The sequence below is a fragment of the Flavobacterium ammoniigenes genome, assembly GCF_020886055.1.
GTDB classification, from domain to species: Bacteria; Bacteroidota; Bacteroidia; order Flavobacteriales; family Flavobacteriaceae; genus Flavobacterium; species Flavobacterium ammoniigenes.
The window spans coordinates 1,207,036-1,226,675 of the sequence record NZ_AP025184.1 but is presented as its reverse complement, the minus strand read 5'-3'; the positions used below and the strand labels follow the sequence as shown (position 1 = coordinate 1,226,675).

18 protein-coding genes are annotated in these 19,640 nt (G+C 36.1%); 12 read left to right on the top strand and 6 right to left on the bottom strand.

Translation table 11 applies throughout. The features are described 5' to 3' along the window. Positions 1 to 99 precede the first annotated feature (99 nt). The 4 genes from LPC21_RS05530 (at position 100) to gap (ending at position 3,721) form a co-directional block, all read left to right on the top strand. Positions 100 to 1,203 (top strand): glycosyltransferase, encoded by a 1,104-nt coding sequence (locus LPC21_RS05530; protein ID WP_229316180.1) that lies wholly within the window; start codon positions 100 to 102, stop codon positions 1,201 to 1,203. Beyond that, positions 1,194 to 1,745: an RNA polymerase sigma factor gene (locus LPC21_RS05525; RefSeq protein ID WP_229316179.1), complete on the top strand. Its 552-nt coding sequence runs from the start codon at positions 1,194 to 1,196 to the stop codon at positions 1,743 to 1,745. The genes LPC21_RS05530 and LPC21_RS05525 overlap by 10 nt, the downstream gene beginning before the upstream one ends. A gap of 91 nt (positions 1,746 to 1,836) precedes the next feature. Continuing rightward, positions 1,837 to 2,706 (top strand): lipoyl synthase, encoded by an 870-nt coding sequence (gene lipA, locus LPC21_RS05520; RefSeq protein ID WP_229316178.1) that lies wholly within the window; start codon positions 1,837 to 1,839, stop codon positions 2,704 to 2,706. 10 nt (positions 2,707 to 2,716) lie between these two features. Further along, positions 2,717 to 3,721, top strand: a complete 1,005-nt coding sequence (gap, locus tag LPC21_RS05515; RefSeq protein WP_229316177.1) for a type I glyceraldehyde-3-phosphate dehydrogenase — start codon at positions 2,717 to 2,719, stop codon at positions 3,719 to 3,721. A 1-nt stretch (position 3,722) separates the two neighbouring features. Here gap and lpxK read toward each other — a convergent pair whose 3' ends face one another. Next, positions 3,723 to 4,733, bottom strand: coding sequence for a tetraacyldisaccharide 4'-kinase (lpxK, locus tag LPC21_RS05510; RefSeq protein ID WP_229316176.1), 1,011 nt, complete (start codon positions 4,731 to 4,733; stop codon positions 3,723 to 3,725). Positions 4,734 to 4,812: 79 nt separating this feature from the next. Between lpxK and LPC21_RS05505 the strand changes: the two genes are divergently transcribed. The 7 genes from LPC21_RS05505 (at position 4,813) to rluF (ending at position 11,046) form a co-directional block, all read left to right on the top strand. Next, positions 4,813 to 5,907 carry a Nif3-like dinuclear metal center hexameric protein gene (locus LPC21_RS05505; RefSeq protein WP_229316175.1) on the top strand — a complete coding sequence of 365 codons (1,095 nt, stop codon included), beginning with the start codon at positions 4,813 to 4,815 and terminating at the stop codon, positions 5,905 to 5,907. A gap of 3 nt (positions 5,908 to 5,910) precedes the next feature. Beyond that, positions 5,911 to 6,690, top strand: coding sequence for a zinc ribbon domain-containing protein (locus LPC21_RS05500; protein ID WP_229316174.1), 780 nt, complete (start codon positions 5,911 to 5,913; stop codon positions 6,688 to 6,690). A 37-nt stretch (positions 6,691 to 6,727) separates the two neighbouring features. Next, entirely contained in the window at positions 6,728 to 7,570 is an 843-nt protein-coding gene (locus LPC21_RS05495; protein ID WP_229316173.1) for an alpha/beta hydrolase, read from the top strand. A gap of 130 nt (positions 7,571 to 7,700) precedes the next feature. Next, on the top strand, positions 7,701 to 8,270 hold the full coding sequence (locus tag LPC21_RS05490) for an RNA polymerase sigma factor (protein ID WP_229316172.1): 570 nt from the start codon (positions 7,701 to 7,703) through the stop codon (positions 8,268 to 8,270). Next, on the top strand, positions 8,257 to 8,940 hold the full coding sequence (locus LPC21_RS05485) for a hypothetical protein (RefSeq protein ID WP_229316171.1): 684 nt from the start codon (positions 8,257 to 8,259) through the stop codon (positions 8,938 to 8,940). Before LPC21_RS05490 ends, LPC21_RS05485 begins: the two co-directional genes overlap by 14 nt. A 35-nt stretch (positions 8,941 to 8,975) precedes the next feature. Beyond that, on the top strand, positions 8,976 to 10,097 hold the full coding sequence (locus LPC21_RS05480; RefSeq protein ID WP_229316170.1) for a hypothetical protein: 1,122 nt from the start codon (positions 8,976 to 8,978) through the stop codon (positions 10,095 to 10,097). 136 nt (positions 10,098 to 10,233) lie between these two features. After that, positions 10,234 to 11,046, top strand: a complete 813-nt coding sequence (gene rluF, locus LPC21_RS05475; protein ID WP_229316169.1) for a 23S rRNA pseudouridine(2604) synthase RluF — start codon at positions 10,234 to 10,236, stop codon at positions 11,044 to 11,046. 55 nt (positions 11,047 to 11,101) lie between these two features. Here rluF and LPC21_RS05470 read toward each other — a convergent pair whose 3' ends face one another. The 5 genes from LPC21_RS05470 to LPC21_RS05450 form a co-directional block, all read right to left on the bottom strand. Continuing rightward, positions 11,102 to 11,983: a bifunctional 5,10-methylenetetrahydrofolate dehydrogenase/5,10-methenyltetrahydrofolate cyclohydrolase gene (locus tag LPC21_RS05470; RefSeq protein WP_229316168.1), complete on the bottom strand. Its 882-nt coding sequence runs from the start codon at positions 11,981 to 11,983 to the stop codon at positions 11,102 to 11,104. 126 nt (positions 11,984 to 12,109) lie between these two features. After that, complete coding sequence (gene ffh / locus LPC21_RS05465) at positions 12,110 to 13,468, bottom strand: signal recognition particle protein (protein ID WP_229316167.1); 1,359 nt, start codon at positions 13,466 to 13,468, stop codon at positions 12,110 to 12,112. A gap of 151 nt (positions 13,469 to 13,619) precedes the next feature. Beyond that, positions 13,620 to 15,398 carry an arginine--tRNA ligase gene (gene argS / locus LPC21_RS05460; RefSeq protein WP_229316166.1) on the bottom strand — a complete coding sequence of 593 codons (1,779 nt, stop codon included), beginning with the start codon at positions 15,396 to 15,398 and terminating at the stop codon, positions 13,620 to 13,622. A 154-nt stretch (positions 15,399 to 15,552) separates the two neighbouring features. Continuing rightward, positions 15,553 to 16,560 (bottom strand): 3-oxoacyl-ACP synthase III family protein, encoded by a 1,008-nt coding sequence (locus LPC21_RS05455; RefSeq protein WP_229316165.1) that lies wholly within the window; start codon positions 16,558 to 16,560, stop codon positions 15,553 to 15,555. A 79-nt stretch (positions 16,561 to 16,639) separates the two neighbouring features. Then, positions 16,640 to 17,572, bottom strand: a complete 933-nt coding sequence (locus tag LPC21_RS05450) for an ABC transporter ATP-binding protein (protein ID WP_229316164.1) — start codon at positions 17,570 to 17,572, stop codon at positions 16,640 to 16,642. A gap of 138 nt (positions 17,573 to 17,710) precedes the next feature. Between LPC21_RS05450 and htpG the strand changes: the two genes are divergently transcribed. Next, positions 17,711 to 19,594 (top strand): molecular chaperone HtpG, encoded by a 1,884-nt coding sequence (gene htpG, locus LPC21_RS05445; protein WP_229316163.1) that lies wholly within the window; start codon positions 17,711 to 17,713, stop codon positions 19,592 to 19,594. Positions 19,595 to 19,640 lie beyond the last annotated feature (46 nt).

The following is a 19,640-nucleotide window of genomic DNA, read 5'->3' as shown; positions in this document are numbered from 1 at the left end:
ATTAAATTGGTTAATTGTTCTAAAAATTTGCTTCGTATTCATTTCAAATTCGTTTTTGTATTCCTACCTTTGCACACGATTTAAAAAGACTATTTTCACATGATGATACTTTTATACATTTTTATTGGCATAGCCGTAATTCAATTGGCCTATTATCTAGGTGTTTTTGGGCAATTTGCTTTTGCGAAAGCACAAAAAATTACACCCAAAAGAATTCCTATTTCGGTAATTGTTTGTGCCAAAAATGAAGAAGAAAATGTAGCTAATTTCATTCCGCTTTTGGCTGAACAAAATTATCCTGATTTTGAAATTGTATTAATTGACGATGCTTCTGGAGATAATACTCTAGAAATTTTCGAACAATTTGAAAAGCAATACTCTAACGTACGTTTGGTAAAAGTAGAAAACAACGAAGCCTTTTGGGGGAACAAAAAATACGCCTTGACTTTAGGAATCAAAGCGGCTAAAAAAGAATACCTGCTATTTACTGATGCCGATTGTTATCCAACATCAAAAGATTGGATTACTGCTATGAGTTCGCAATTTACCATGCAAAAAACGATTGTTTTGGGTTATGGTAAATATGAAAAAATTACCAACTCATTCTTAAATAAAATCATTCGTTTTGAAAATGTATTGACAACCATTAACTATTTTTCATGGGCTAAATTAGGCCAACCGTATATGGGTGTGGGTCGAAATATGGCCTACAAAAAAGAAGAGTTTTTTAATGTAAACGGATTTATTGACCATATGCAAATTCGTACTGGCGACGATGAATTATTTATCAATCAGGCGGCAAATGGTAAAAATACAACGATTGCTTTTACGCCTGAAAGTTTTTCAATATCCAAAGCTAAAACTTCTTTTTCAGATTTTTTTAATCAAAAAAGAAGACAAATTGCCACTGCTAATTATTTTCCAATAATGGATCAATTGCGACTAGGGATTTTTTATGCTTCCCAGTTGACATTTGTCTTAATGGCGGCCATTTTATTAGCGTTTCAATATGAGTGGATTATCGTTCTGAGCATTTTCCTAGTGCGTTATATTGTGGCTTGGACAGTGGTTGGATTTTCAGCAGGTAAATTAAAAGAAAACGATCTTAAATGGTGGTTCCCAATCGTTGAAATTGTACTTATCTTTACGCAAGCAAATGCGTATTTTACCAATTTATTCTCAAAACCAATCCATTGGAAATAAACCAACAAATAGAAAAAGCAAAACTGGGCGATCAAACCGCCTTCACTTTTCTATTGGATTATTATTGGAACGAAGTATATGGCTTTATGTTGGTGCGTACAGAAAATGAAACCGATGCCGAAGACATTACCATCGAAACTTTCTCCAAAGCTTTTAATAAAATAAGCACCTATAATAACGAATTCCAATTCAACACCTGGTTGATTGCCATTGCTAAAAATGGCCATGTCGATTTGTTGCGAAAAAGAAAGTCAAGCCTGTTTGTCGAAATCACGGAACAAGAAGATCAAAGAGCCCAAAACGTCGCCGATACTACCCCTTCTGTAGAAGATAAATTAATTACAGAGCAAAACCTTTCGCAGTTATTAAAATTCATCAAAGAATTGAAACCCCATTATCAAGAAGTCATTCAAATGCGCTATTTTCAAGAAATGAGTTACCAAGAAATAGCCAACAAAATTGAAGAACCACTGAGTAATGTTAAAATCAAAATTTTAAGAGCCAAAAAATTATTGGCTGAAATCATCCAAAAAGGAAAGTAATTGAACCGCTATTATTTAACTTTTGTTAAACCAAAATAAGGCATTTCAACTCAACAACATTCCTTATATTTGTAACCGAAAAATTGATTGTATGGAAACTGTTTTAGAAAATAAATTACCTACGTCTAAACCAAAATGGTTGCGTGTAAAATTACCTATTGGTAAAAAATATACGGAATTACGTGGCTTAGTAGACAAATACAACTTGAACACGATTTGTACCTCTGGAAGTTGTCCTAATATGGGCGAATGCTGGGGAGAAGGTACTGCTACCTTTATGATTTTGGGTAATGTATGTACACGTTCTTGTGGTTTTTGTGGGGTAAAAACAGGACGTCCAGAAACAGTAGATTGGGATGAGCCCGAAAAAGTAGCTCGTTCTATTAAAATCATGAACATCAAACATGCCGTGATTACAAGTGTTGATCGTGATGATTTAAAAGATGGTGGTTCTATCATTTGGATAGAAACCGTAAAAGCCATTCGCAGAATGAATCCGAACACGACTTTAGAAACTTTAATTCCCGATTTTCAAGGCATCGAAAGAAACCTAGATCGTATCGTAGAAGCCAATCCGGAAGTAGTTTCTCACAATATTGAAACCGTACGTCGTTTAACACGCGAAGTGCGCATCCAAGCCAAATACGATCGTAGTATGGAAGTATTGCGTTATTTAAAAGAAAAAGGCATCAACAGAACCAAATCAGGAATTATGCTTGGTTTAGGCGAAGAAGAGGAAGAAGTAATGCAAACACTACGCGACTTGCGTGCTGCTAATGTGGATGTGGTGACTATTGGTCAGTACTTGCAACCAAGTAAAAAACACTTACCTGTAAAAGAATATATTACGCCAGAACAATTCGAAAAATATGAAAAATACGGATTGGAATTAGGCTTCCGCCATGTTGAAAGTGGTGCTTTAGTTCGTTCTTCATACAAGGCACAAAAACATATTCTTTAAACACACCATTTTGAAAATTCGAATTGCAATTAACGGTTTTGGAAGAATAGGTCGAAACCTATTTCGATTGCTATTGAATCATCCTGAAATCGAAGTCGTTGCCATCAATGACATTGCCGAAACTAAGACAATGGCGCATTTGGTGAAATACGATAGTATTCATGGTGTTCTGCCTTTTGAAGTCGACTCAGACGACCAAGGCATTATGATCAACGGACAGCAATTTCTTTTCTTTCACGAAAAAAGCATTGCTAATTTGGACTGGAAAAGTCTCAACATCGACTATGTCATCGAATCGACAGGAAAATACAAAACATTTGACGAACTGAATGCACACATTTTGGCTGGAGCCAAAAAAGTAATTCTATCAGCACCTGCTGAAGTCGATAGCATAAAAACTGTTGTTTTAGGAGTTAATGAAGAAATTCTTGACGGAAGTGAAACCATTATTTCTAATGCGAGTTGTACGACCAATAATGCCGCACCAATGATCCAAATCATTGACCAATTGTGCGGAATTGAACAAGCATACATTACTACCATTCACTCGTTTACCACCGATCAAAGTTTACACGACCAACCCCATAAAGATTTACGTCGTGCGCGTGGAGCCAGTCAATCTATTGTTCCAACAACTACTGGAGCAGCTAAAGCTTTGACTAAAATATTCACTCATTTAGACAATAAAATAGGAGGCTGTGGTATCCGGGTTCCTGTTCCTGACGGTTCGTTAACCGACATTACTTTCAATGTCAAACGAGCAGTTACGATTGACGAAATTAACGCTGCTTTCAAATCGGCTGCCGAAACGAATTTAATAGGAATATTAGCCTACACCGAAGACCCAATTGTTTCAGTAGATGTAATTGGCAATACTAATTCTTGTGTTTTTGATGCACAACTCACTTCTGTAATTGATAAAATGGTAAAAGTAGTAGGCTGGTACGACAACGAAATTGGCTATTCGTCTCGTCTGATTGATTTGATTTTATTTACCAGTAAACTGAAAGGGTAAATTAGCACTTCAAATAATCCAATATTGCGGCATCAAATTGATCTGAATCATTAATAAAAGAAGTGCGAATGGGTAAATAATACAATTGGTCTTTCAAGTCCGAATCTTTCAAACGTACATAATCTTTTTCGGTAGTTACAATTTTCTTCTCCCCCGCTTGTTGTTGAATATGTAGAATATCACTTTCTGTAAAATGATGGTGATCTGGATAAGTCAAACAAACGGATTGCTCATTTTTTAAGTAATCAAAAAAGGAATCGGGTTTGGCAATCCCCGCTAAAAGTACAGCATCGGATTGCTTAATTTCAGCCACTGAAATAGACGAATTTTTAGAATGAACCGAAGTATCATAAGCAATAACACTAAAAAAAATAGTAGCATTGGAATAGGCATTGAGGCTGTACTTAAGGCTTGATTGTTCCTCCTTAGTAAGTGTTGTTGGACATTTGGTTACCACAATCACATCTGCTCTTTGCGCGCCTCTTCTTGATTCCCTTAAATTGCCTGTAGGCAATAAGAAATCCTCCGAAAACAAATCATCATAGGCTGTCAACAGTATATAAAATCCAGCTTTCACCTTGCGGTGTTGAAACGCATCATCTAACAAAATGACTTCTGGCTTTTTATCCTGTACCAATAATTGTTCAATCCCATTTTTTCTATCTGCATCAACTGCTACTTGTATAGAAGGAAATTTTTGAAAAAACTGAAAAGGTTCATCTCCTAGGATTTCTGCAGTTGCATTGGCATTCGCTAAAATAAATCCTACTGATTTTCTTTTATAACCTCGACTCAATGTCGCAAGTGAAAAACGTTCCGATAGTAATCGAATTAAATATTCTATTTGAGGTGTTTTTCCAGTGCCGCCGACGCTTAAATTTCCAACGACGATAACGGGAAGTTGAAATGAATACGATTTTAGAATCCCTTTGTCAAACAAAAAGTTACGAATACCCGTTATGAAACCATACAGAATAGCAAAAGGGAAAAGTATTTTTCGAAAAAGATTCATCCTACGAAAGTAGAATATTTTATCTTTATATAAAAGTTGCGACCATTATTCGTTACTTTGTTCACTCTAATACATGAAAATGAAAATTAAAGATATATTCCCCATCCTCGAAGAAATGGCTCCTTTGGCTTATGCCGAAGACTTTGATAATGTGGGCCTATTAGTAGGAAATCAAGAAAATGAAGCAACCGGAATTTTAGTGTGTCATGATGCTTTGGAAAGTGTCATTGACGAAGCGGTTAACAAAAAATGCAATTTGGTGGTTTGCTTTCACCCCATCCTTTTTTCGGGTTTGAAGAAAATTACAGGCAAAAACTATGTAGAACGTGCCATTATTAAAGCGATCAAAAACGACATTGCCATCTATGCGGTTCACACCGCTTTGGACAATCATCCTGAAGGAGTCAATACAATATTTTGCAATGCCTTGGGACTGAAAAATACCAAAATCCTGATCCCAAAAGAAAATTTCATCCGCAAATTAGTGACGTATACAGTTCCTGAAAATGCAGAGGAAGTTCGAAACGCATTATTCAAAGCTGGAGCGGGAAGTATTGGTAATTATGACAACTGCAGCTTCAACTCAAACGGAATGGGAACCTATAAAGGCAACGAACATAGTAATCCCGTAATTGGCGAACGCCTTGAATTAGTTCAAGCCGATGAAATTAAAATCGAAGTTACCTTTGAAAAGCATTTAGAAAGCAAAATTCTAAAGGCTTTATTTCAAACCCATATTTATGAAGAAGTTGCTTACGAAATCTACGACCTGAAAAACCAACATCAAAATATTGGATTAGGAATGATTGGCGAATTAGCAACTCCTATGAACGAAAAAGAATTCTTGGAAATGGTGCAAGAAAAAATGCAAACGGGCGGTATTCGTCATTCGCAATTTCTTGAAAAATCCATTCAAAAAGTAGCGGTTTTAGGCGGAGCTGGAAGTTTTGCAATTCAAAACGCTATTCAAGCTGGAGCCGATGCATTTTTGACCGCCGATTTGAAATACCATCAGTTCTATGAAGCAGAAAACCAGTTACTTTTGGCCGATATTGGACATTTTGAAAGCGAACGGTATACAAAAAATTATATTGTTGACTTTCTTAGAAAAAAAATCCTTAATTTTGCCATCATTTTTTCAGAAGAAAATACAAATCCAGTTAAGTACTTATAAAATATGGCGACTAAAAAAGAATTAAGTGTCGAGGACAAGTTAAGAGCAATTTACGATTTACAATTAATTGACTCTAGAATTGACGAAATCAGAAACGTAAGAGGAGAACTTCCTTTAGAGGTAGAAGATTTAGAAGATGAAGTAGCTGGTTTAAGCACTCGTTCAGAAAAATTAAAAAGCGAACTTGAAGTAATCGAAGAGCAAATCAAAGTAAAGAAAAATGCTATTGATGAGCACAAAGAAGCGATCAAAAGATACACCAAACAACAAGAGAGCGTTCGTAACAACAGAGAATACAATTCATTGACTAAAGAAGTTGAATTTCAAGAATTAGAAATTCAATTAGCTGAAAAGCAAATCAAAGAAATGAAAGCCTCTATCGAACACAAAAAAGAGGTGATTGCTAATTCTAAAGAAAAATTAGAAGCCAAATCAACCCACTTGAAACACAAAAAATCTGAATTGGAAGCTATTATGGCGGAGACTCAGAAAGAAGAAGAATTCTTATCTGAAAAATCAGTAGAGTTCCAAGGACAAATCGAAGAGCGTTTGTTGACTGCTTACAATAGAATCAGAAGCAGTGTTCGTAACGGATTAGCAGTGGTTTCTATTGAAAGAGGCGCATCTGCAGGTTCTTTCTTTACTATCCCACCGCAAACACAAGTGGAAATTGCATCAAGAAAGAAAATCATCACCGATGAGCACTCTGGAAGAATTTTAGTTGACAGTACGTTAGCCGAAGAAGAAAGAGAAAAAATGGAAAAATTATTTTCTAAATTTTAAATACTTTAAGTCCCGATGCAAATCGGGACTTTTTTATATGAAACGATTCCTTTTCTTTATTACCACCAAATCCTACGGAGCTTATATCAACCTACTGTGTTTGTTTGCACCAAAAAAAGCAACACTGCTTGCTTTCTCTCTTTTTAGTCATCCTCGAAAAGGAAAACTAATGACTACCCAACTTCCTCCCTTTTTGGCTGAAGCCGAAAAAGAAATTTTTGACAAAGACGGACAAGCTATCCAAACCTATATTTGGAGAGGCAATGAAAAAATTATTTTTCTACTACATGGTTGGGAAAGCAATACGGCACGATGGAAAAAATTAATTCCACATTTGCTTGAAACCGGCCATACCATTATTGCTATTGACGCACCCGCTCACGGATTATCGGAAGGAAAAGAATTTAACGTGATACGCTACGCTGCAAGTATCAATATAGTAGCCAAAAAGTACAGTCCCAATTATATTATTGGACACTCCATTGGAGGCAAAGCAAGTTTGTACTACCAAGCCACCTACAATAATCCAACCGTAGAGAAAATGGTGTTGTTAGGCGCACCTTCTGATTACGCCATTATCTTTAAGAATTACGTTGGCTTATTGCGATTGAGCAGCCGAATGGAACAACTAATTCACCAACACTATTGGGACCGTTTCCAAATAAAAGTGGCTGAGTTTTCAGCACAATATTATGCGCATTCGATAACTGCTAAAGGACTTCTATTGCATGACCTAGACGACACAGTTGTATTGCATGACGAAAGTCAAAAAATAAACCACTATTGGAAAGCCTCTGTATTAGAAACCACTCAAGGTTTAGGACACAGTTTGCAAAACAAAATAGTGTACAAAAAAATAGTTGACTTTCTATTTCAATAAAACTATTTTGGTTTGAATATTTTTAATTTTAAAAAAAATAGTAAACCTTATACAACCATTAATTAGAAAAACTCGTCTAATACTACAGAGACTAATTTCTAAACCGAAATTATAATTTACAAAATTGTAAATGAAAGTAATTCCCCTACATCAAGAAGTAAAAGAACTCATTGATTTAGCCATTGACAACAATCGGCAGGCTCAAAAACAGATCTATGATCAATTTTCTGCAAAGATGTTAGGCGTTTGCAGGAATTATATCAGCGATATTCATCATGCGGAAGATATCATGTTAACTGGCTTTATGAAAGTGTTTACCCATTTGAAAAAATTTGAACACAAAGGCAGTTTTGAAGGATGGATAAGACGGATTATGATTTATGAATGCATTGACTTTATTCGAGCAAATAAAAATCAAATTATTCATCAAAATACTGAAGACAATAATTTAAGCCAAAATGAATCGGCTTACGAAATGGAAGAATTTTCAATTGATGACATTCAACACTTAATTGACAATTTACCAGATGGTTATAAAATGGTTTTTAATTTATTTGCAATAGAAGGTTATAAACATCAAGAAATAGCAACAATGCTTAAAATAAGTGAGGGGACCTCAAAATCGCAGTTGTCACATGCTCGAAAATTATTACAGAATCAAATCGTTGAATTAAAAAAGAAACTCAATGGAACCAAATAAAATAGATACTCAAATCAAAGACAAGTTGAATAACAGGACTATTCCACCTTCGGCTTCTTCTTGGGATCGATTAGACGAGATGCTAAATAGTACGGAGAAAAATAAACCAATCAAAAAATACAATTGGATAGCTGTTGCCGCTGCAGTAGTAGTGTTTTTTGGTTTAGGAATTTTCTACACTACAACACCAATATCTAACACTCAAAATGACAATTCAAGTTCTATTGTAACTGTAAATGAGCCAAAAAATGATTTCGCAGCTCCAAGCGCAACAATTGCAGTCGAAAAACAATCACCCATATTGGTTCAAACCAATACAAACAAAATCAACACAAAAACTATCATTAGAGAGAAAAAAAACATCCAAGAATTAGAACCCATTCAAAAAATAGTGGCTCAAGAAATAGCACCCAATTCAGAAACTACTCAACCAGCTAATTACAAATACCTGAGTCCAGAAGCCCTTTTAAATGAAATACAAACGGGGCAAAAAGCGATCACTACTAACATAAAAACTGTTTCAAAAAACAAAATAAAAATTAATGCTACAACTCTGCTTAGTGGTGTTGAAAAAGAATTAGATAGTGTGTATCGCGAAACAACACTAGACAAATTAAATAAGAACTTTAATAAAATCAAAACAGTTATTGCTAACAGAAATTTCGAGTAAATCAAAATCTTACATTAATTAAAAATTAAACCATTATGCAAAAAATTATCCTCTACACTATTTTCATTGTCGTAAGCTTTTTAAGTAAAGTAGTTGCGCAAGAAAAAACATTTGAAAAACAAGTAAAAGAAATTGCTTCAAATATTGAATTAATTACCACTAAAGAAAAAACAAATTTAAAAATTGAAGTTGAAGGCATTGACCAACAAGTGAAAGAAGGGAAAATCACTTTAGAAAAAGGGAAAGAACTTAAACAGAGAGTTGCAGAAGAATGCGCTAAAAATATTGAAAACAAAGTAGCAATTGAAGAAGCTAAATTAGCACAATTGGTGCAAGATAAAGTAGATGGTAAGTATTATGAAAAAACTAAAAAAGATAGTATTAAAATTAATGGGAAATTTTATAATGTTTCCTATACTATCACTGACTCAGCTGATATTGTAAAGGACTTTAAAAAATATTTTGAAAAACATCAAAAAGAAAAATCAGAACGCAAATCCAAAAAAACCACTTCGCAATTTGTTTTTGCTATGGGATTAAACAATGCCATTCCTGAAGATGGAAATATAGAAAATTCCGATTTTAGAGTTTGGGGTTCTCACTTTTATGAATGGGGACTAACCTATAATACTAGGGTCTTTAAAAATCATAATTTAGTACATGCAAAATATGGTTTCTCTGTTATGTATAACAATTTGCGTCCAACAGACAATCGCTATTTTGTAAAGAACGGAGATCAAACCTATTTGGCCACTTCAACTTTTAATTTAGAAGAATCGCGTTTAAGAAATGTGTACTTAACTGCGCCTTTTCATTTAGAATTTGATTTTTCACCAAAAAAATATTCAAAAGACGGCACAACATCCTATTTCAGAACACACGAATCAGTGCGTTTGGGAATTGGTGGTTATGCTGGAGTTCGTGTTAAATCGAAACAATTACTTCACTATGAAGTCGATGGTGACAAAGAAAAAAACAAACAAAAAGGCGATTTCAATGTATCTGATTTCAATTACGGATTGAGTACTTACATTGGTTATCGCGCGACAAGTTTGTATTTGAAATACGATCTGAATCCAATGTTTAAAAAGAATTCTAATATCAATCAAGTACCTTTAAATAATGTCTCATTTGGGATTCGATGGGATTGGAATTAAAACAAACTTTAAAGGTGCTTGAATAAAGCACCTTTTCTATTTTAGAATTATAATCCTGCTCTAAATAACATTTCTAGTTTGTATCTTTGACCACGCATAAAAATGAAATAAATAAATTCTTGATTCAACTGATCCTTTGGAAAATACAAACGAAAATCTAAAACGCCTTAATAAATTCATTGGAGAAACCGGCTATTGCTCCCGCAGGGAAGCCGATAAACTCATCGAAGAAGGAAGAGTGACCATCAACGGTAGTGTTCCAGAAATGGGCACTAAAGTGTCTCCTGATGATGAAGTGCGTATCGATGGCAAACTGATTGTCGAGAAAAACGAAAAATCAATTTATTTAGCTTTCAATAAACCCGTTGGAATCGAATGCACGACTAATTTAGACGTTCGTGATAATATTGTCGATTACATCAACTATCCCAAACGTATTTTCCCAATTGGCCGATTAGACAAAGCCAGCGAAGGATTGATTTTCATGACCAATGACGGGGATATTGTCAACAAAATATTGCGTGCCAGAAACAATCACGAAAAAGAATATACCGTAACCGTAAATCGTCCAATAACCGATCGTTTTATTGAACGCATGGGCAATGGTGTTCCAATATTGGAAACTGTAACCCGAAAATGTAAGGTGGAACAAATTAGTAAATACACCTTCAAAATTATTCTGACACAAGGTTTGAATCGCCAAATTCGAAGAATGTGTGAGTATTTAGGCTACGAAGTAACTGCTTTGAAACGCATCCGAATTATCAATATTTCACTTGATATACCTGTGGGGCGCTACCGCGAATTGACCGATGCCGAAATTAAAGAATTGAATCAGCTAATCGAACCTTCTAGTAAAACTGAAGAAGCGAGTTTACCCAAATCAGAACCAACCCGACGAAAAATAGAAATTCCCCGAAGAGATAATTCTAAATTCAGAAGAAATTAGTACAAACAAAAGGCCGTTCTCACGAACGGCCTTTTAGTTATATTAAGATTAACTCTTATTTTCTAGCTCTAATTTGTCTTGCCAAAAGCGTATTTTGCAGCAACATCGCAATAGTCATAGGGCCTACACCACCAGGAACCGGGGTAATAAAAGAGGATTTTTTACTTACTTCATCAAAATCAACGTCACCGGTAATTACATAGCCTTTTGGATGTGAAGCATCTTCTACTCTAGTGATACCCACGTCAATTACAACAACTCCGTCTTTTACCATATCCGCTTTTAAATAATTAGGCACGCCTAAAGCAGTAATAATGATATCGGCATTCTTTGTATATTCTTCAATATTTTTAGTTCTACTGTGTGTCAAGGTTACCGTTGAATCTCCTGGATAGCCTTTGCGGCTCATCAAAATACTCATTGGTCGGCCTACAATATGACTTCTTCCAATAACTACAGTATGTTTTCCGGCGGTTTCTACTTTGTAACGTTCTAACAACTGCATGATTCCAAACGGGGTGGCTGGCAAAAATGTTTCCATTTCCAAAGCCATTTTACCAAAATTCGTTGGATGAAAACCATCCACATCTTTATCGGGGTGAATAGCCATCAATATTTTTTCTTCGTTGATGTGTTTGGGTAAAGGCAATTGTACTATAAAACCGTCCAAATTATCATCTTCGTTCAAATCAGCAATCTTGGCTAACAATTCGCTTTCTGTAATCGTTTCTGGTAAAGAAACCAAAGTCGATTCGAAACCAATTTGTTCACATGAACGCACTTTGCTGCCCACATAAGTCAAGCTCGCGCCGTTATTTCCAACCAAAACTGCGGCTAAGTGAGGTACTTTTTCGCCATTGGCTTTCATTTTTTGAACCTCAGCTGCAATTTCTTGTTTGATATCTTCCGATGTCTTTTTTCCGTCTAGTAGTTGCATTATATATAGTTTAGTTGTTTAGGAGTTTATATGTTTAAACTAAAAAAAATAAACTCTGAATAGTGTGTTGTAATTTTAACCTTTTAATCTCTTAACCTTTTAACCTCTTAAACTTATAACCTTTTATTATCTCATCCCCGGCATACCTCCAGGCATTCCTTTCATTCCACCCATCATCTTCATCAGGTTTTTACCTCCCGGACCTTGCATCATTTTCATCATCTTGCTCATTTGCTCAAATTGCTTCATCAATTGATTCACCTGTTCGATTTTAGTACCTGAACCTTTAGCAATTCTCGTTTTACGTTTCATATCAATTAAAGCCGGTTTGCTTCTTTCAATGGGTGTCATCGAATGGATAATCGCTTCAATATGTTTGAACGCATCGTCTTCAATCTCCACATCTTTCATGGCTTTTGAAGCACCTGGTATCATTCCCACCAAGTCTTTCATATTACCCATTTTTTTTACTTGTTGAATCTGTGCCAAGAAATCATCAAATCCGAATTCGTTTTTCGCGATCTTCTTCTGCAGTTTTCGAGCTTCTTCTTCATTGTATTGTTCTTGTGCTCTTTCTACCAAAGACACCACGTCTCCCATTCCGAGGATTCGTTCCGCCATACGGTCTGGATAGAACACGTCAATCGCTTCCATTTTCTCACCTGTACCTACAAACTTAATGGGTTTGTTGACTACTGATTTAATAGAAAGTGCTGCTCCACCACGAGTATCTCCATCTAATTTGGTTAAGATTACTCCGTCAAAGTTCAATCTGTCGTTGAAAGTTTTAGCGGTATTCACTGCATCTTGACCCGTCATCGAATCCACAACAAACAACGTTTCTTGCGGCTGAATCGCTTTATGAACGCGTTCAATTTCGTTCATCATTTCTTCATCTACTGCTAGACGACCAGCTGTATCGACAATCACCACATTAAAACCATTGGCTTTAGCGTGTTGGATGGCGTTTTGAGCAATTTCAACCGGATTTTTATTTTCAGGTTCTGAGTATACCTCAACACCAATGGAATCTCCAACCACATACAACTGCTGAATCGCTGCTGGACGATAAATATCACAAGCCACTAAAAGTGGTTTTTTTCCTTTTTTTGTCTGTAAGTAATTGGCTAATTTACCAGAGAAAGTCGTTTTCCCAGAACCTTGTAAACCCGACATCAAGATCACCGTAGGCGTTCCCGAAAGATTAATTCCAGCCACATCGCCACCCATCAATTCGGTCAATTCGTCTTTGACCAATTTCACTAACAATTGCCCTGGTTGCAATGTCGTCAATACATCTTGACCCATCGCTTTGTCTTTTACTTTAGCAGTAAAATCTTTGGCAATTTTAAAGTTCACATCGGCATCCAATAACGCACGACGCACTTCTTTTAAAGTTTCGGCAACGTTAATCTCCGTGATTTTTCCGTGTCCTTTTAAGACGTGAAAGGCTTTATCTAATTTATCGCTTAAATTACTAAACATAGTATTTGATTTTATTGAAGTGCAAAGATAAACTAATTCAATAATTAGGCAATTCAATATTTAGATAATTAAAGGGGGAAAATGAGCTTTTATACCAACAAAAAAACGACCTCGGATAGAAGTCGTTTTACTTTATTTTTGGGTTCCAATTTTACATTCGCTCCGGAACATTGATCCCTAATAAACTAAACGAAGAAGCAATTGTATCGGCTACTTTTTTAGAGAGTTGCACTCTGAATATTTTCTTTTCTTGGTTTTCTTCGCCTAAGATAGGCACCGCTTGGTAAAACGAATTGTATTCACGTACCAACTCGTAGGTATAATTCGCAATCAAAGCAGGACTGTGATTTTGTGCTGCATTCTGAATTACTTCTGGATACAGTTCAATTTGTTTCAACAGTTCTTTTTCTTTTTCGTGCAAGTCATTAGTTTTGGCTGTAGCCGAAAAATCAAAAGTCGCTTTACGAATAATCGACTGAATACGCGCATAAGTATATTGAATAAACGGTCCTGTATTTCCAGCAAAATCAACCGATTCCTCCGGATTGAACAAGATGCGTTTTTTAGGATCTACTTTCAAAATGTAGTATTTCAATGCACCCAAGCCAATCGTGTTGTATAATTTGGTTTTTTCTTCTTCAGAGTAGCCTTCTAATTTGCCTAATTCTTCCGAAATAGTTTGCGCGGTACTTGTCATTTCTTGCATCAAATCATCCGCATCGACTACGGTTCCTTCACGGCTTTTCATCTTACCCGAAGGCAAGTCGACCATTCCGTAAGACAAATGGTACAAGCTTGAAGCCCAATCAAAACCGAGCTTTTGCAAAATCAAAAACAACACTTTAAAATGGTAATCTTGTTCGTTACCCACCGTGTATACCATTCCTCCCACATCGGGGTGGTCTTTCACACGTTGGATTGCCGTACCAATATCTTGTGTCATATATACCGCTGTTCCATCAGAACGCAACACGATTTTTCGGTCCAAACCTTCGTCAGTCAAATCAATCCAAACGGAACCGTCTGGATCTTTTTCAAAAACACCTTTTTCTAAACCAATTTGAACCACATCTTTTCCTAATAAATAGGTATTGCTTTCGTAATAAAAGCTATCAAAGTTAACGCCTAAATTACTGTAGGTAGTGGCAAAACCATCATACACCCATTGGTTCATCATTTCCCAAAGCGATTTCACTTCCTCGTCTCCTGCTTCCCATTTTAGCAACATCTCTTGTGCTTCCAAAATGATGGGCGCTTGCTTTTTAGCTTCTTCTTCTGTTTTACCAGCCGCCATCAACTCATTGATTTCTTCTTTGTAGGCTTTATCAAAAGCTACGTAGTAATTTCCAACTAATTTATCTCCTTTAAGCCCAGTTGATTCTGGCGTTTCGCCATTACCCATTTTTTTCCAAGCCAACATCGACTTGCAAATATGAATTCCACGGTCGTTGATAATTTGAGTTTTGTAGACTTTCTTCCCTGAAGCTTTGATAATTTCTGCTACCGAATAGCCTAATAAATTGTTACGTACGTGTCCCAAATGCAATGGCTTGTTGGTATTTGGCGAAGAATACTCCACCATCACTGCCTTGTCAGAAGGATTTGGCGTTACAAAACCGTAATTTACATCGTCTTTGATTCCGTCAAAGAAATTCAAGTAATACGAGTCTGAAATAACAATATTCAAAAATCCAGATACCACATTAAATCGGGCTACTTCTGGAACGTTCTCCACCAAATAATTCCCTATTTTGTTTCCTAACTCCACTGGGTTGCTTTTTACCAATTTCAACAAAGGAAAAATAACCATTGTAATATCGCCTTCAAACTCCTTGCGAGTAGCCTGAAACTCTACTTTATCAACGGATACTTCAAATAAATCTTGAATCGCTTTTGCTATAGATGGGGTAAGAATGTGTTGTAATGACATTGAATCTGTTTTTTTAAGAGTGCAAATATAAGGATTTCAGAAGGAAATAGAATAGCCTTTTTTGTGTCGGTTTTGGTACACTAAAAACAAAAAGCCGAAAGAATTGAATCCTTCGGCTTTCTGATTTCGATTATAAAATGAGTTTACACTTTAACTACCATTTGATAATAGCACTTGCCCAGGTAAAACCGCTACCAAAAGCTGCTAAAACAACCGTATCGCCTGATTTGATTTTACCTTGTTCCCAAGCTTCTGTCAAAGCGATCGGAATAGAGGCTGCAGTGGTGTTGCCAAATTTCATCACGTTATTGTGAACTTGTTCGTCTTTCAATCCGAATTTTTTCTGAATAAATTGAGAGATTCTCAAATTAGCTTGATGCGGAATCAACATGTCAATGTCATCTACTTTCAAATTATTGGCTTCCAATCCTTCGTTAATTACCTCAGCAAAACGAACTACAGCATGTTTGAAAACAAATTGGCCATTCATATACGGGAAATAACTTTCGTCGTCTGGGTTTTTATCTTCTAAAATATCCGTTACCCAACGACCGCCCATTCCGGGTGCTTTTACAATTAATTCTTCGGCATGCAAACCTTCTGAATGCAAATGTGTAGATAAAATACCTTTGGTTACATCTTCTTCTCTGCTCAAAACTGCCGCTCCTGCTCCATCACCAAAAATAACCGAAACCCCACGACCTCGTGTGGTCATGTCCAAACCAGTAGATTGTACTTCAGAACCAATCACCAAAACGTTTTTATACATTCCCGTTTTAATGTATTGATCGGCTACCGACAAAGCATATACAAATCCAGAACATTGGTTTCTAACATCCAATGCACCAACAGTTCGCAAACCCAAATCGCGTTGCACTAAAACTCCAGGTCCTGGAAAATAGTAATCGGGACTTAGGGTGGCAAAAACCACAAAATCAATATCTTCTTTGGCAACTCCAGAACGTTCAATCGCAATGGTTGCAGCTTTAACGCCCATAGAAGTCGTCGTGTCTTGTCCTGGAATTATATGGCGACGTTCTTGAATCCCTGTTCTTTCTTGAATCCATTCGTCATTGGTATCGATGATTTTAGACAAATCATCATTGGTAACTACATGGTCAGGAACATAATATCCTAAGCCTGTTATTTTGGAGTGGTACATATTGTAGGTATTAAATTTAATGAATGATCCCGTTAGGAATAAAAAAACTAAAGTAATAAATAAATCGGATTTAGCCGATTTATAACAATTTTATTAAAATGTTTAGAGCAATTGGAGTTCCTTCACTTAGCCAAGTATCATTTTCAAAAAACAAGGTTTGTTTTCCTGAAGTGAAAGCAATTAGATAATGGCTGCCCTTGAAATAGGATTGTTGAACCTTCCCTTTTAGTGTTCCATTAGGGTCTAATTGAAGTTGGTGTGGGTAAACCAAATGTGTTTTCCCATCCAATTCTATTTCATTGACTTCGCCAAAAAGGGAAGCAACGTATCTATTCTTTGGATGATGATATAGGTTTTGAGGCGCATCTTTAGCAATAATTTTTCCGTCCTGCATTACGATCGTTTCATCCGAAAAAGATAAGGCATCAGTGCTATCGTGAGTGGCTATAATGCATGTAATTTTCTTTTCTTTTAAATACTGGAATACATTTCGACGTAAGGCATTTTTTCGAAAGGAATCGATTTGGCTAAAGGGTTCGTCCAACAATAAAATTTGAGGTTCCAAAGCTAAAACTCTGGCCAAAGCCACGCGCTGTTGTTGACCGCCACTCAAGTATTTGGCTTTCACTTTGGCGTAGTCAGTCATTTCGACCATTTCCAACAATTCCTGAACACGAGCTTTCTTTTTGTCTCGGTAAATATTCGAAAGGAATTTACCCACATTTTCTTCGACAGTGATATACGGCATCAAATCAAAATCTTGTGCCAAATACTTAATGTAATCCTCACCAGGGATTAAATTGTATTTGGGTCCTAAAATAGGATTTCCATGATAATTAATGGTTCCCGAATCCAAATCGTACAATCCATAAATCAATTTCAGCAAGGTGCTTTTACCACAGCCGCTTTCGCCAATGACCGATATATTTTGTCCTTGGTGTACGACACAACTCAACTCCTTAATAACGGGTTGGTCAATATAAGTAAAGCTAATAGTAGTAAGTTCGAGCATGCTGGATTTTAAAGAAGCCAAATTTACAATCTTTAATTTGAATCCGAGAAGGCTAGCGACAATTTGTCACATTTTTACAAAATGGTATTCTATTTGAAAACTAGAAAACCATCAATTTAAACTTAAAATTTATACACTATGACAACTGGAAAAATTAATGTTTCGGTAGAGAACATCTTCCCTTTAATCAAGAAATTTTTATACAGCGATCACGAAATTTTCTTGCGCGAATTGATTTCAAATGGAACAGACGCTACCTTAAAATTAAAACACTTAACTAGCATTGGCGAAGCCAAAGTAGAGTATGGCAATCCCATTATTGAAGTAAAAATTGACAAAGAAGGCAAAAAACTGCACATCATTGATCAAGGTTTGGGGATGACAGCTGACGAAGTAGAAAAATACATTAACCAAGTCGCTTTTTCTGGAGCAGAAGAATTCTTAGACAAATACAAAGATTCGGCTAAAGATTCAGGAATTATTGGACACTTTGGTCTTGGATTCTACTCGGCGTTTATGGTGGCTGAAAAAGTAGAAATCATCACTAAGTCATTCAAAGACGAACCAGCTGCTCACTGGACTTGCGACGGTAGTCCCGAATTTACTTTGGAACCAGCTGACAAAACTGATAGAGGAACTGAAATTATCTTGCATATTGCTGAAGATTCTTTGGAATTTTTAGAAGAAGCTAAAATCAGAGAATTACTGAATCGTTACAATAAATTCATGCCGATTCCAATTAAATTTGGAACCAAAACAGAAACACTTCCTTTACCAGAAGGTGCTGCCGAAGACGCAAAACCTGAAACTATTGAAGTGGATAATATCATCAACAACCCAAATCCGGCTTGGACCAAACAACCGGCTGAATTAAACGAAGAGGACTACAAAAAATTCTACCACGAATTGTACCCAATGCAGTTTGAAGAGCCCTTATTCAACATTCATTTGAATGTAGATTATCCTTTCAACTTAACTGGAATTTTGTACTTCCCAAAATTAGGATCGGATTTACAAATTCAGAAAGACAAAATCCAATTGTACCAAAACCAAGTATTTGTTACCGATAATGTCGAAGGCATTGTACCGGAATTTTTGACAATGTTAAAAGGTGTAATCGACTCACCAGACATTCCACTGAATGTTTCACGTTCGGGTTTACAGGCGGATGCTGCGGTGAAGAAAATCTCAAATTACATTACTCGTAAAGTAGCCGATAAACTAAAAGCTTTATTCAATGAGAATCGAGCCGATTTTGAACAAAAATGGAACGATATCAAAATTGTTTTGGAATATGGAATGCTGTCTGAAGATAAATTCTATGAAAAAGCAGGCGCTTTTTTTTTGTACCCAACGGTAGATGACCAATACTTTACTTTGGATGAATTGAAAGAAAAGCTAAAGGAAAAACAAACCGATAAAAACGACAAATTAGTAATACTTTACGCTAGCAATAAAGAAGCACAACACTCGTACATCGAAATTGCAAAAGAAAAAGGATACGAAGTCTTGTTATTGGATTCGCCAATTATTTCGCACCTGATCCAAAAAATTGAAGGCGACAATAGCGACCTTACTTTTGTGCGTGTGGATTCAGACCATATTGATAATTTAATCAAAAAAGAAGACACTACTATTTCTAAATTATCAGACGAAGAACAAACGAGTTTGAAAACGGTAGTAGAAACTATTGTGCCAAAGCAAAACTATACGGTACAATTAGAGGCGTTAGATAGTCAATCGGCACCATTCATTATCACGCAACCGGAGTTCATGCGAAGAATGAAAGAAATGAGTCAAACCGGTGGCGGTATGTTTGGTATGGGCAATATGCCTGAAATGTACAACTTAGTGGTGAACACCAATTCTGATTTGGCTACCACTATTTTGAACACCGAGGACAAAGCCGCTCAAGAAAGTTTGATCAAACAAGCATTAGACTTGGCTAAATTGTCTCAAAACTTATTGAAAGGAGAAGCCTTAACCGCTTTTGTAAAACGCAGTTTTGACATCTTAAAATAATACGAACTTCGTATAAAAGAAAAACCCTGCTAGATACTAGCAGGGT